The organism is Mycobacterium sp. NGS63, from assembly GCF_059812295.1.
Genome location: NZ_JCALCJ010000002.1, coordinates 320,905 through 333,407 on the forward strand (window position 1 = coordinate 320,905; position 12,503 = coordinate 333,407).

Consider the following 12,503-nt stretch of genomic DNA (forward strand, 5'->3'; position numbering starts at 1 on the left):
TCGGTTCGCGTTTGCGGGAGGAGGTGTGACATGACGAAGCCGGTTCAGACCATCGACGTGCTGCTGGCCGAGCACGCGGAGCTCGAGCAGAAGCTCGCCGACCCCGAGTTGCACAGCAAGCCCGACGAGGCGCGCAAGGCCGGACGCCGGTTCGCCCGGCTGGCCCCGATCGTCGCCACCCACCGCAAGCTGACCGCCGCGCGCGACGACCTCGAGACCGCGCGCGAGCTGTCCGCCGACGACGCGTCGTTCGCCGACGAGGTGACCGAGCTGGAGGCGCGGGTGGCCGAGCTGGACACCCAGCTCACCGACATGCTGGCCCCGCGCGACCCCCACGACGCCGACGACATCGTGCTCGAGGTCAAATCCGGTGAGGGCGGCGAGGAATCGGCGTTGTTCGCCGCCGACCTGGCCCGGATGTACATCCGCTACGCCGAGCGGCACGGCTGGACGGTCACGGTCCTGGACGAGACCACGTCGGACCTCGGCGGCTACAAGGATGCGACGCTATCCATCGCCAGCAAGGGCGACACCGCCGACGGCGTGTGGTCGCGGATGAAGTTCGAGGGCGGGGTGCACCGGGTGCAGCGGGTCCCGGTCACGGAATCCCAAGGCCGCGTTCACACTTCGGCCGCCGGCGTGCTGGTCTATCCCGAGCCCGAGGAGGTGGGCGAGGTGCAGATCGACGAGTCGGACCTGCGCATCGATGTCTACCGCTCGTCGGGCAAGGGCGGCCAGGGCGTCAACACCACCGACTCCGCGGTGCGCATCACCCACCTGCCCACCGGGATCGTCGTCACCTGCCAGAACGAGCGCTCCCAGCTGCAGAACAAGGCCCGCGCCCTGCAGGTGCTGGCCGCGCGCCTGCAGGCCATGGCCGAGGAGCAGGCCCTGGCCGACGCGTCGGCCGACCGCGCCAGCCAGATCCGCACCGTGGACCGCAGCGAACGCATCCGCACCTACAACTTCCCGGAGAACCGGATCACCGATCACCGAATCGGTTTCAAGGCACACAATCTCGACCAGGTGCTCGACGGCGACCTCGACGCGTTGTTCGACGCGCTGGGCGCCGCCGACAAGCAATCGAGGCTGCAACAGGCATGACGGCCCTGCGGTGCGCGATCGACGCGGCGGCGGCGCAACTGGCCGAAGCCGGAATCGATTCCGCGCGCTACGACGCCGAAGAGCTGGCCGCGCACCTGGTGGGCACCGAACGCGGCCGGCTGCCGCTGCTTGACGCGCCCGGCGACGAGTTCTTCGGGCGCTACCGCGACGCCGTGACCGCGCGCTCGCGGCGGGTGCCGCTGCAGCACCTCACCGGGACGGCGGCATTCGGGCCGGTGACGCTGCGCGTCGGCCCCGGGGTGTTCATCCCGCGCCCGGAGACCGAGGCCATCCTGGCCTGGGTCACCGCGCAACCGCTCGCGGCCCGGCCCGTCGTCGTCGACCTGTGCACCGGGTCGGGCGCGCTGGCCGTCGCCCTGGCCCGCCACCGGCCCGCCGCGCGGGTCATCGGCGTCGACGACTCCGACGAGGCGCTGGCCTACGCGCGCCGCAACACCGAGGGCACCGCGGTGGAACTCGTGCGCGCCGACGTCACCGAGCCGGGACTGCTTCCCGAGTTGAACGGCCACGTCGACCTGGTGGTGGCCAACCCGCCGTATGTGCCCGACGGCAGCGCCGTGGAAGCCGAAGTCGCCCAACATGATCCGCCGCATGCGGTGTTCGGCGGGGCCGACGGCATGGCGGTGATCGCCGCGGTGGTCCGCCTCGCCGGGCGCTGGCTGCGCCCGGGCGGGCTGTTCGCCGTCGAGCACGACGACACCACCCCGCAGCGAACCGTCGAAATGATCACGACCACAGGGCTTTTCGAGGAGATTCGGCCCCACCACGACCTGGCCGGGCGACCGCGGTTCGTGACGGCCCGAAGGGGGCGCGCATGACAACCGTGTTCGACTGCGCCGACCCCGACCAGCGTTCGGTCGGGATCTCCTCGGCGGTGGGGGCGCTCAAGGGCGGCCGGCTGGTGGTGATGCCCACGGACACCGTGTACGGCATCGGCGCCGACGCCTTCGACAGCACCGCGGTGGCCGCGCTCCTGGCCGCGAAGGGCCGGGGCCGCGACATGCCGGTGGGCGTGCTGGTCGGCTCGTGGCACACCATCGAGGGCCTGGTCTACACGATGCCCGACGGGGCCCGCGACCTGATCCGCGCGTTCTGGCCGGGCGCGCTGAGCCTGGTGGTGACGCAGGCGCCGTCGCTGCAGTGGGACCTCGGCGACGCCCGCGGCACCGTCATGCTGCGCATGCCCCTGCACCCGGTCGCGATCGAGTTGCTGCGCGAGGTGGGGCCCATGGCGGTGTCCAGCGCCAACGTCTCCGGCCGCCCGGCGGCCGTCACCGCCGCGGACGCGCGCGACCAGCTCGGTGACTCGGTCGATGTCTACCTCGACGCCGGCCCGTCGCAGCAACAGGCGGCCTCCACGATCGTCGACCTCACCGCCGACGCCCCCCGTATCCTGCGCGCGGGCCCGGTGAGCGCCGAGAGGATCGCCGAAGTGCTCGGCGTGGACGCCGGCGGCCTGATCGCCTAGTTCTCACCCCCACCGAGACTGCAACCAGCGCGCCTCTGAGGCCGTCATTCGCGATCTCAGCGCAGGATCGATGCCGTCGCCTCAGGTTGGTGAAGTACGGTCTCGGTGATGTCCAGCCTGCTCGCCCTGGCCGGTCGCGGCGCCGGCGTTCCCCTGCGCGAGCTCGCGCTCGTCGGGCTGACCGCGGCGATCGTCACCTACTTCGCGACCGGGCCGGTGCGCCTGCTGGCCACCCGGCTGGGCGCGGTCGCCTACCCGCGCGAACGCGACGTGCACGTGACGCCCACCCCGCGGATGGGCGGGCTGGCGATGTTCCTCGGCGTCCTCTCCGCCGTCTTCCTCGCCTCCGAGCTGCCCGCGCTGACCCGCGGCTTCGTCTACTCCACCGGCATGCCCGCGGTCCTGGTGGCCGGCGCGGTGATCATGGGCATCGGCCTCATCGACGACCGCTGGGGCCTGGACGCCCTGACGAAGTTCGCCGGCCAGATCACCGCGGCCAGCGTGCTGGTCACCATGGGCGTGGCCTGGAGCGTGCTGTACATCCCGATCGGCGGCGTCGGCACCATCGTGCTGGACCAGGCGTCGTCGATCCTGCTCACGCTGGCGCTGACGGTGTCGATCGTCAACGCGATGAACTTCGTCGACGGCCTCGACGGCCTGGCCGCCGGGCTGGCGCTCATCTCTGCCCTGGCCATCTGCATGTTCTCGGTCGGCCTGCTGCGCGACCACGGCGGCGACGTGCTGTTCTACCCGCCCGCCGTCATCTCCGTCGTGCTCGCGGGGGCCTGTCTGGGGTTTTTGCCGCACAACTTCCACCGCGCCAAGATCTTCATGGGCGACTCCGGCTCGATGCTGATCGGGCTGATGCTGGCGGCGGCTTCCACGACGGCGGCCGGCCCCGTCTCGCAGAGCGCCTACGGCGCCCGCGACGTGTTTGCTCTGCTGTCGCCGTTCCTGCTGGTGGGCGCGGTCATGTTCGTGCCGGCGCTGGACATGCTGCTGGCGATCGTGCGCCGCACCCGCGCCGGGCTCAGCCCCTTCAGCCCCGACAAGATGCACCTGCACCACCGGCTGCTGCAGATCGGCCATTCGCATCGCCGGGTGGTGCTGCTGATCTATCTGTGGGTGGGCATCGTCGCGTTCGGCGCCGCCAGCACGATCTTCTTCAACCCGCGCGACACCGCCGCGGTGATGCTGGGCGCCATCGTGGTGGCCGGGGTGGCGACGGCGATCCCGCTCCTGCGCCGCCGCGGCGACGACTACGACGTGGACTGAGTAGCCCTACGACAGGCGGTAGTAGTGCCGCCTTCCGTGTGGTACGGTGCTGGTAGAACCCCAAAACCGAACCTCGAGGGTTGCCGGCCAGCCGGCCCACCGGACGCCCGTCCGGCCGCGTCGATTCGGGACCGACGCAGCGGACTACCCCTTGGGTGATGCCAGTGTGACGTGCGATACGCTCGGCGGGCCACCGATCGGTCGGTCGTGGGGTTCCCGCACAACTACCTGGGATTGAGGTGCTGCAGTGACGACACCAGCGCAGGACGCGCCGTTGGTGTTTCCCTCTGTTGCTTTCCGTCCCGTTCGGCTGTTCGTCATCAGCGTCGGGATCACCGCGGTGGCGGTGCTGGCCGCCGGGCTGTCCGGCCACCTCATGGTCGGCGTGTTCTTCGGCGTCGGGTTGCTGCTGGGTTTGCTCAACGCGCTGATGGTGCGGCGCTCGGTGGAATCCATTACCGCCAAAGACCATCCGATGAAGAGGTCGATGGCGCTCAACTCGGCGTCCCGGCTGGCGATCATCACGATCGTCGGGCTGGTCATCGCCTACGTATTCCGGCCCGCGGGGCTGGGGGTGGTCTTCGGCCTGGCGCTGTTCCAGGTGCTGCTGGTCGCGTCGACCGCGCTGCCGGTCTACAAGAAGCTGCGCACTGGTCAGCCGGCCGAGGCCCCGGGCCCGGCGGCGGCGGACGGAAGGAACACCAGCGATGACTGACCTGACGATCCTGGCCGAGTCCCAGATCGAGGTGGGCGAGCACACCACCGCGACGTGGCTCGGCATGACCGTCAACACCGACACCGTGCTGTCGACGGCGATCGCCGCAGTGATCGTGATCGCCCTGGCGTTCTTCCTGCGCGCCAAGATCACCTCCAGCGGCGTGCCCAACGGCGTCCAACTGTTCTGGGAAGCGCTCACCATCCAGATGCGCAACCAGATCGAGAGCGCCATCGGGATGCGCATCGCGCCGTTCGTGCTGCCCCTGGCCGTGACGATCTTCGTGTTCATCCTGATCTCCAACTGGCTGTCGGTGCTGCCGCTGCAGTACACCGACAAGTCCGGTCACACCAGCGAGTTGCTCAAGTCGGCGGCGGCGGACATCAACTACGTGCTGGCGCTGGCCCTGTTCGTGTTCGTCTGCTACCACGTGGCCGGCATCTGGCGCCGCGGCATCGTCGGGCACCCGATCAAGGTGCTCAAGGGGCACGTCGCCTTCCTGGCGCCGATCAACCTCGTCGAGGAGTTGGCGAAGCCGATCTCGTTGTCGCTGCGACTCTTTGGCAACATCTTCGCCGGCGGCATCCTGGTGGCGCTGATCGCGCTCTTCCCGCCGTACATCATGTGGGCGCCCAACGCGATCTGGAAGTCGTTCGACCTGTTCGTCGGGGCGATCCAGGCCTTCATCTTCTCGATCCTGACGATCTTGTACTTCAGCCAGGCCATGGAGCTCGAGGAGCACCATGACTAGGAATGACTAGGACCCCAGCCCGGTAGACCGCTACCACACAAGCCAGCAGATAAAGCTGAATAAAGGAGGAAGAGAATGGACCCCACTATCGCTGCCGGTGCCCTCATCGGCGGGGGACTGATCATGGGCGGCGGCGCGATCGGCGCCGGTATCGGTGACGGTGTCGCGGGTAACGCGTTGGTTGCGGGCATCGCCCGGCAGCCCGAGGCGCAGGGCCGGCTGTTCACGCCGTTCTTCATCACCGTCGGTCTGGTCGAGGCGGCCTACTTCATCAACCTGGCGTTCATGGCGTTGTTCGTCTTCGCCACCCCCGTCACGTAATTCGCTGTGATGGGTGACCCGAACCCCATTGTGCTGGCGGCCGGCCAGGCGGTAGCGGAGGGAGGCAAGGGGGGCAGCAACTTCCTTGTCCCCAACGGCACCTTCTTCTTCGTGCTGGCCATCTTCCTGATCGTGCTCGCCGTCATCGGCACCTTCGTGGTGCCGCCGATCATGAAGGTGCTGCGCGAGCGCGACGCCATGGTCGCCAAAACCGCCGCCGACAACAAGAAGTCGGCCGAGCAGTTCGAGGCCGCCCAGGCGGACTACGACGAGGTGATGAAGGAGGCGCGCGTGCAGGCGTCGTCCTTGCGCGACGGCGCCCGGGCCGAAGGTCGTAAGGTCGTCGAGGACGCGCGCGCCCGTGCCGAGCAAGAGGTGATGTCGACGTTGCAGTTGGCCGCCGAGCAATTGAAACGGGAGAGGGACGCCGTGGAACTCGATCTGCGCGCCAACGTCGGCACCATGTCGGCGACGCTGGCCAGCCGGATCCTCGGCGTCGACGTCACGACCTCCGCTGCGACAAGGTAAGGGCATGTCGACTTTTTTCGGGCAGTTGTTCGGGTTCGCGGTCATCGTGTTCCTGGTGGTGCGCTACGCCGTGCCGCCGGTGCGCCGGATGATGACCGCCCGGCAGGAGCTGGTGCGCCAGCAGCTGGCCGATTCGGCCGCCGCCGCCGACCGGCTGACCGAGTCGACCACCGCCCACAACAAGGCCGTCGAGTCCGCCAAGGAAGAGGGGGAGCGCGTCGTCGAGGAGGCCCGCGCGGACGCCGCACGCATCACCGAACAGTTCCAGGCCCAGGCCGGCGTCGAGGCCGAACGCATCAAGGCGCAGGGCCTGCGCCAGAGCGAGCTGCTGCGGTCGCAGCTGACCCGCCAGCTGCGCCTGGAGCTGGGCTACGAATCCGTCCGCCAGGCAGGGGATCTGGTGCGCGACTACGTCGCCGACGCGGCCCAGCAGTCGGCCACCGTGGACCGGTTCCTGGACGACCTCGAGGCCATGGCCCCGGCCTCCGCCGAGGTCGAGTACCCGCTCATGACAAAGATGCGCTCGGCCAGTCGGCTGGCGCTGGGCAACCTGTCGGATCGGTTCGGCACCATCGCCAAGAACCTCGACAATAAGGCGCTGTCCACCCTCTCCAGTGAGCTGGTCGCGGTGGCCAAGATGCTGGACAGCGAAATCGTCGTCACCCGATACCTCACCGTGCCGGCCGAAGACGCGACCCCGCGGATCCGGCTGATCGAGCGGCTGGTGTCCGGCAAGGTCGCCGACGCCGCGCTCGACGTCCTGCGCGCCGCCGTGTCCGAGCGCTGGTCGGCCAACTCCGATCTGATCGACGCCATCGAGCACATCTCGCGGCAGGCGCTGCTGGAGGTCGCCGAACGCGACGACCGGGTCGACGAGGTGGAAGACCAGCTGTTCCGGTTCTCCCGCATCCTCGACGAGCAGCCGCGGCTCGGCATCCTGCTGGGCGAGTACCGCACCCCCGCTGAAGGCCGAATTGGCTTGCTGCGCAAGGTGCTCGACAACGCCGGCGGGCGGGTCAACCCGGTCACCAAGGCGCTGCTGAGCCAGACCGTGGAGCTGCTGCGCGGTGAGCCGGCCGAGGAGGCCATGAAGTTCCTGGCCGAGGTCGCGGTCGCGCGCCGCGGCGAAATCGTCGCGGCGGTCAGCGCGGCGGCCGAGCTCAGCGACGCCCAGCGCACCCGCCTCACCGAGGTGCTCAGCCGCATCTACGGCCACCCGGTGACCCTGCAGGTGCAGATCGACAGCGGCCTGCTGGGCGGGCTGCTCATCGCCGTCGCCGACGAGGTGATCGACGGGACCCTCTCGTCCCGGCTCGCCGCCGCCGAGGCCCAGCTGCCCGACTAGACCTGAACTAAACCAGAATCATCAAGTAGGAAGACGAAAAGCCATGGCAGAGTTGACAATCTCCGCTGACGACATCCAGAGCGCCATCGAGGAGTACGTAGGCTCCTTCACCTCCGACACCTCCCGCGAGGAGGTCGGCACCGTCATCGAGGCCGGGGACGGCATCGCGCACGTCGAAGGCCTGCCCTCCGTCATGACCCAGGAGCTGCTCGAGTTCCCCGGCGGCGTCCTCGGCGTCGCGCTCAACCTCGACGAGCACAGCATCGGCGCGGTGATCCTGGGTGACTTCGAGAAAATCGAAGAGGGCCAACAGGTCAAGCGCACCGGCGAGGTGCTGTCGGTGCCCGTCGGCGACGGCTTCCTGGGCCGCGTCGTCAACCCGCTCGGCGCGCCCATCGACGGGCGGGGCGACATCGAGACCGACACGCGGCGCGCGCTGGAGATCCAGGCGCCGTCGGTGGTGCAGCGCCAGGGCGTGAAAGAGCCGCTGCAGACCGGGATCAAGGCCATCGACGCCATGACGCCGATCGGCCGCGGGCAGCGCCAGCTGATCATCGGTGACCGCAAGACCGGCAAGACCGCGGTCTGCGTCGACACCATCCTCAACCAGCGCCAGAACTGGGAGAGCGGCGACGAGAAGAAGCAGGTGCGCTGCGTATACGTGGCCATCGGCCAGAAGGGCACCACCATCGCCGCGGTCCGCCGCGCGCTCGACGAGGGCGGCGCGATGGACTACACCACCATCGTCGCGGCGCCGGCATCCGACTCCGCCGGCTTCAAATGGCTTGCGCCCTATACCGGTTCGGCCATCGCCCAGCAGTGGATGTACGACGGCAAGCACGTGCTGATCATCTTCGACGACCTGAGCAAGCAGGCCGAGGCCTACCGCGCGATCTCGCTGTTGCTGCGCCGCCCGCCCGGCCGCGAGGCGTACCCGGGCGACGTGTTCTACCTGCACTCGCGGCTGCTGGAGCGCTGCGCGAAGCTGTCCGACGACCTCGGCGGCGGGTCGCTGACCGGGCTGCCGGTCATCGAGACCAAGGCCAACGACATCTCGGCCTACATTCCCACCAACGTCATCTCGATCACCGACGGGCAGTGCTTCTTGGAGTCCGACCTGTTCAACCAGGGCGTGCGGCCGGCCATCAACGTCGGTGTCTCGGTGTCGCGTGTCGGTGGCGCGGCGCAGATCAAGGCGATGAAGGAGGTGGCCGGCTCGCTGCGGCTGGACCTGTCGCAGTACCGCGAGCTGGAGTCGTTCGCCGCCTTCGCCTCCGACCTGGACGCCACGTCCAAGGCGCAGCTGGAGCGCGGTGAGCGGCTGGTCGAGCTGCTCAAGCAGCCGCAGTACCAGCCGATGCCGGTTGAGGAGCAGGTGGTTTCGATCTTCCTGGGCACCGGCGGCCACCTGGACTCCGTGCCCGTCGAGGACGTCCGGCGGTTCGAAACCGAACTGCTGGACCACATGCGGGCCTCCGAGGAGAGCTTCCTGGCCGGCATCCGCGACAGCCAGAAGCTGTCCGAGGAGGGCGAGAACCAGCTCACCGAGATCATCAAGAAGTTCAAGAAGGGCTTCGCGGCCACCGGCGGCGGTTCGGTGGTGCCCGACGAGCACGTCGAGGCGATGGACTCCGACGAGCTGGAGAAGGAGTCCGTGCAAGTCAAGAAGGAAAAGCCGAAGGACAAGAAGCAGTCCAAGGGCTCGGGCAAGGACAAGAACTAGCTAGATGGCTGCCACACTTCGCGAACTGCGCGGCCGGATTCGTTCGGCCGGGTCGATCAAAAAGATCACCAAGGCCCAGGAGATGATCGCGACCTCGCGCATCGGCAGGGCGCAGGCCCGGCTGGAATCGGCGCGGCCCTACGCGTTTCAGATCACCGCGATGCTGACCACCCTGTCGGGCGAGGCGGCCCTGGATCACCCGTTGCTGGTCGAGCGGGCCGAGCCGAAGCGGGCCGGCGTCCTGGTGGTGTCCTCCGACCGCGGCCTGTGCGGCGCGTACAACTCCAGCATCTTCCGCCGCTCCGAGGAGTTGTTCTCGCTGCTGCGGGAGGAGGGCAAGACGCCGGTCCTCTACACCGTGGGCCGAAAGGCGCAGAACTACTTCAGGTTCCGCAACTGGGACATCACCGAGTCGTGGACGGGCTTCTCCGAGCAACCCCAGTACGAAAACGCCGCGGAGATCGCGTCGACGTTGGTCGAGACCTTCATGAAGGGCGCGGGCGACGACGACGGGCAGCCGCAGGAGGACCAGGGCGTGGACGAGCTGCACATCGTCTACTCGGAGTTCAAGTCGATGATGTCGCAGGCGGCGGTGGCCCACCGCATCGCCCCGCTGGTGGTGGAATACGTCGAGGACACCGACGACCTGCACACGCTGTACTCGTTCGAGCCCGACGCGACAACGCTTTTCGAGTCGCTGCTGCCGCGGTACGTGACGACGCGCGTCTACGCGGCGTTGCTCGAGTCGGCGGCGTCGGAGCTGGCGTCGCGCCAGCGGGCGATGAAGTCGGCGACCGACAACGCCGACGACCTGATCAAGGAGCTGACGCTGATGGCGAACCGCGAGCGGCAGGCTCAGATCACCCAGGAGATCAGCGAAATCGTCGGCGGCGCAAACGCGCTCGCCGACGCCAAGTAGCACACGAGGAAGAAGAGAAACTATGGCTGCTACTACCGAAGCGTCCAAAAAGACCAAGGCCGACAAGGATTCCGAGACCAGCGGCCGCGTCGTACGCGTCACCGGTCCGGTCGTCGATGTCGAGTTCCCGCGCGGGTCGGTGCCCGAGCTGTTCAACGCGCTCAACGCCGAAATCACCTTCGAGGAGCTGAAGAAGACCCTGACGCTGGAGGTCGCCCAGCACCTCGGCGACAACCTGGTTCGCACGATCTCGTTGCAGCCCACCGACGGCCTGGTGCGCGGCGTCGAGGTCACCGACAGCGGCAAGTCGATCTCGGTGCCCGTCGGCGAGAACGTCAAGGGCCACGTCTTCAACGCCCTCGGTCACTGCCTGGACAAGCCGGGCTACGGAGAAGACTTCGACCACTGGTCGATTCACCGCAAGCCGCCGGCCTTCGAGGAGCTCGAGCCGCGCACCGAGATGCTCGAGACCGGCCTGAAGGTCGTCGACCTGCTCACCCCGTACGTCCGCGGCGGCAAGATCGCGCTGTTCGGCGGCGCCGGCGTGGGCAAGACCGTGCTCATCCAGGAGATGATCAACCGCATCGCCCGAAACTTCGGTGGCACTTCGGTGTTCGCCGGGGTGGGGGAGCGCACCCGTGAGGGCAACGACCTGTGGGTGGAGCTCAAGGAAGCCGACGTGCTCAAGGACACCGCGCTGGTGTTCGGTCAGATGGACGAGCCGCCCGGCACCCGTATGCGGGTCGCGCTGTCGGCGCTGACCATGGCCGAGTGGTTCCGCGACGAGGCGGGCCAGGACGTGCTGCTGTTCATCGACAACATCTTCCGGTTCACCCAGGCCGGATCCGAGGTGTCGACGCTGCTCGGCCGCATGCCGTCGGCGGTGGGATACCAGCCCACGCTGGCCGACGAGATGGGCGAGCTGCAGGAGCGCATCACCTCGACGCGTGGCCGGTCCATCACGTCCATGCAGGCGGTCTACGTGCCCGCCGACGACTACACCGACCCGGCGCCGGCGACCACGTTCGCGCACCTGGACGCCACCACCGAGCTGTCCCGGTCGGTGTTCTCCAAGGGCATCTTCCCCGCGGTGGACCCGCTGGCATCGAGCTCGACCATCCTCGACCCCGGCGTCGTCGGCGACGAGCACTACCGGGTGGCGCAGGAGGTCATCCGAATCCTGCAGCGCTACAAGGACCTTCAGGACATCATCGCCATCCTCGGCATCGACGAGCTGTCCGAGGAGGACAAGCAGCTGGTCAACCGGGCGCGGCGGATCGAGCGGTTCCTGAGCCAGAACATGATGGCGGCCGAGCAGTTCACCGGCCAGCCGGGTTCGACGGTTCCGGTGAAGGAGACCATCGAGGCGTTCGACAAGCTGACCAAGGGCGACTTCGACCACATCCCCGAGCAGGCGTTCTTCCTGATCGGCGGCCTGGACGACCTGGCCAAGAAGGCCGAGAGCTTCGGCGCCAAGCTGGACTCCTGAGGGCTTGGGTCAATGGCCGAGTTGAACGTCGAGATCGTCGCCGTCGACCGACAGATCTGGTCGGGTGAGGCAACGTTCCTGTTCACCCGCACCACCGTCGGCGAGATCGGCATCCTGCCGCGGCACATCCCGTTGGTGGCGCAGCTGGTTGACGACGCCATGGTGCGCGTCGAGCGCGAAGGCGAGGACGACCTGCGCATCGCGGTGGACGGCGGGTTCCTGTCGGTGACCGAGGAGGGCGTCAGCATCCTCGCGGAATCCGCGGAGTTCGAATCGGAGATCGACGAGAGCGCCGCCCGGGAGGACGCCGAGTCCGACGATCCCCGCATCGCCGCGCGGGGGCGCGCCAGACTCCGCGCCGTCGGCGCGATCGACTAAGCGCCTCGGGCAAGGGGATGAGCGCGCCCATGGTCGGCATGGTCGCGCTCGTCGTCGTGTTGGGGGCCGCCGTCCTGGCTCTGAGCTACCGGCTGTGGAAGCTGCGCCAGGGCGGAACCGCGGGCATCATGCGCGACATTCCCGCCGCCGGGGGCCACGGCTGGCGCCATGGCGTGATCCGTTACCGCGGCGGTGAGGCCGCCTTCTACCGGCTGTCCAGCCTGCGGCTGTGGCCGGACCGCCGGCTCAGCCGGCGCGGGGTGGAGATCGTGGCGCGGCGCGCGCCGCGGGGTGACGAGTTCGACATCATGACCGACGAAATCGTGGTGCTGGAGCTGCGCGACACCACCCAGGACCGCCGATCCGGCTACGAGCTGGCGTTCGACAAGGGCGCGCTGACCGCGTTCTTGTCCTGGCTGGAATCGCGGCCCTCGCCGCGCGCCCGCCGCCGCAGCGTCTGACGCTC

Annotated in this window: 14 protein-coding genes; all 14 read left to right on the forward strand. The window is 68.7% G+C overall.

Features of this window, described 5'->3' with window-relative positions:
* Window positions 1-30 precede the first annotated feature (30 nt).
* The 14 genes from prfA to AC5Y4Z_RS04900 all read left to right on the forward strand — a co-directional run bounded on the left by prfA (window position 31) and on the right by AC5Y4Z_RS04900 (window position 12,498).
* Window positions 31-1,104 carry a peptide chain release factor 1 gene (gene prfA, locus AC5Y4Z_RS04835; protein ID WP_499961182.1) on the forward strand — a complete coding sequence of 358 codons (1,074 nt, stop codon included), beginning with the start codon at window positions 31-33 and terminating at the stop codon, window positions 1,102-1,104.
* Window positions 1,101-1,943: a peptide chain release factor N(5)-glutamine methyltransferase gene (gene prmC, locus AC5Y4Z_RS04840; RefSeq protein WP_499961183.1), complete on the forward strand. Its 843-nt coding sequence runs from the start codon at window positions 1,101-1,103 to the stop codon at window positions 1,941-1,943. Before prfA ends, prmC begins: the two co-directional genes overlap by 4 nt.
* Complete coding sequence (locus tag AC5Y4Z_RS04845) at window positions 1,940-2,593, forward strand: L-threonylcarbamoyladenylate synthase (RefSeq protein WP_499961184.1); 654 nt, start codon at window positions 1,940-1,942, stop codon at window positions 2,591-2,593. Before prmC ends, AC5Y4Z_RS04845 begins: the two co-directional genes overlap by 4 nt.
* A 108-nt stretch (window positions 2,594-2,701) precedes the next feature.
* On the forward strand, window positions 2,702-3,868 hold the full coding sequence (locus AC5Y4Z_RS04850) for a glycosyltransferase family 4 protein (protein WP_499961185.1): 1,167 nt from the start codon (window positions 2,702-2,704) through the stop codon (window positions 3,866-3,868).
* 247 nt (window positions 3,869-4,115) lie between these two features.
* Window positions 4,116-4,583 carry an ATP synthase subunit I gene (locus AC5Y4Z_RS04855; protein ID WP_499961186.1) on the forward strand — a complete coding sequence of 156 codons (468 nt, stop codon included), beginning with the start codon at window positions 4,116-4,118 and terminating at the stop codon, window positions 4,581-4,583.
* Window positions 4,576-5,334, forward strand: a complete 759-nt coding sequence (gene atpB / locus AC5Y4Z_RS04860) for a F0F1 ATP synthase subunit A (protein ID WP_499961187.1) — start codon at window positions 4,576-4,578, stop codon at window positions 5,332-5,334. Before AC5Y4Z_RS04855 ends, atpB begins: the two co-directional genes overlap by 8 nt.
* A gap of 75 nt (window positions 5,335-5,409) precedes the next feature.
* Entirely contained in the window at window positions 5,410-5,655 is a 246-nt protein-coding gene (locus AC5Y4Z_RS04865; protein WP_067113102.1) for a F0F1 ATP synthase subunit C, read from the forward strand.
* Between the two features lie 9 nt (window positions 5,656-5,664).
* A complete protein-coding gene (locus tag AC5Y4Z_RS04870; protein WP_499961188.1) occupies window positions 5,665-6,183 on the forward strand; it encodes a F0F1 ATP synthase subunit B in 519 nt (172 codons plus the stop codon).
* A gap of 4 nt (window positions 6,184-6,187) precedes the next feature.
* On the forward strand, window positions 6,188-7,528 hold the full coding sequence (locus AC5Y4Z_RS04875; protein WP_499961189.1) for a F0F1 ATP synthase subunit B/delta: 1,341 nt from the start codon (window positions 6,188-6,190) through the stop codon (window positions 7,526-7,528).
* 43 nt (window positions 7,529-7,571) lie between these two features.
* The gene (gene atpA, locus AC5Y4Z_RS04880; protein WP_499961190.1) at window positions 7,572-9,251 is read left to right on the forward strand and encodes a F0F1 ATP synthase subunit alpha; all 1,680 of its coding nucleotides are present in this window, start codon (window positions 7,572-7,574) and stop codon (window positions 9,249-9,251) included.
* Window positions 9,252-9,255: 4 nt separating this feature from the next.
* On the forward strand, window positions 9,256-10,170 hold the full coding sequence (locus tag AC5Y4Z_RS04885) for a F0F1 ATP synthase subunit gamma (RefSeq protein WP_499961191.1): 915 nt from the start codon (window positions 9,256-9,258) through the stop codon (window positions 10,168-10,170).
* 22 nt (window positions 10,171-10,192) lie between these two features.
* Window positions 10,193-11,659 (forward strand): F0F1 ATP synthase subunit beta, encoded by a 1,467-nt coding sequence (gene atpD, locus AC5Y4Z_RS04890; protein WP_499961192.1) that lies wholly within the window; start codon window positions 10,193-10,195, stop codon window positions 11,657-11,659.
* 12 nt (window positions 11,660-11,671) lie between these two features.
* Entirely contained in the window at window positions 11,672-12,037 is a 366-nt protein-coding gene (locus AC5Y4Z_RS04895) for a F0F1 ATP synthase subunit epsilon (RefSeq protein WP_499961193.1), read from the forward strand.
* Window positions 12,038-12,054: 17 nt separating this feature from the next.
* Window positions 12,055-12,498, forward strand: coding sequence for a DUF2550 domain-containing protein (locus AC5Y4Z_RS04900; RefSeq protein WP_499961194.1), 444 nt, complete (start codon window positions 12,055-12,057; stop codon window positions 12,496-12,498).
* The last annotated feature ends 5 nt before the right edge of the window (window positions 12,499-12,503 follow it).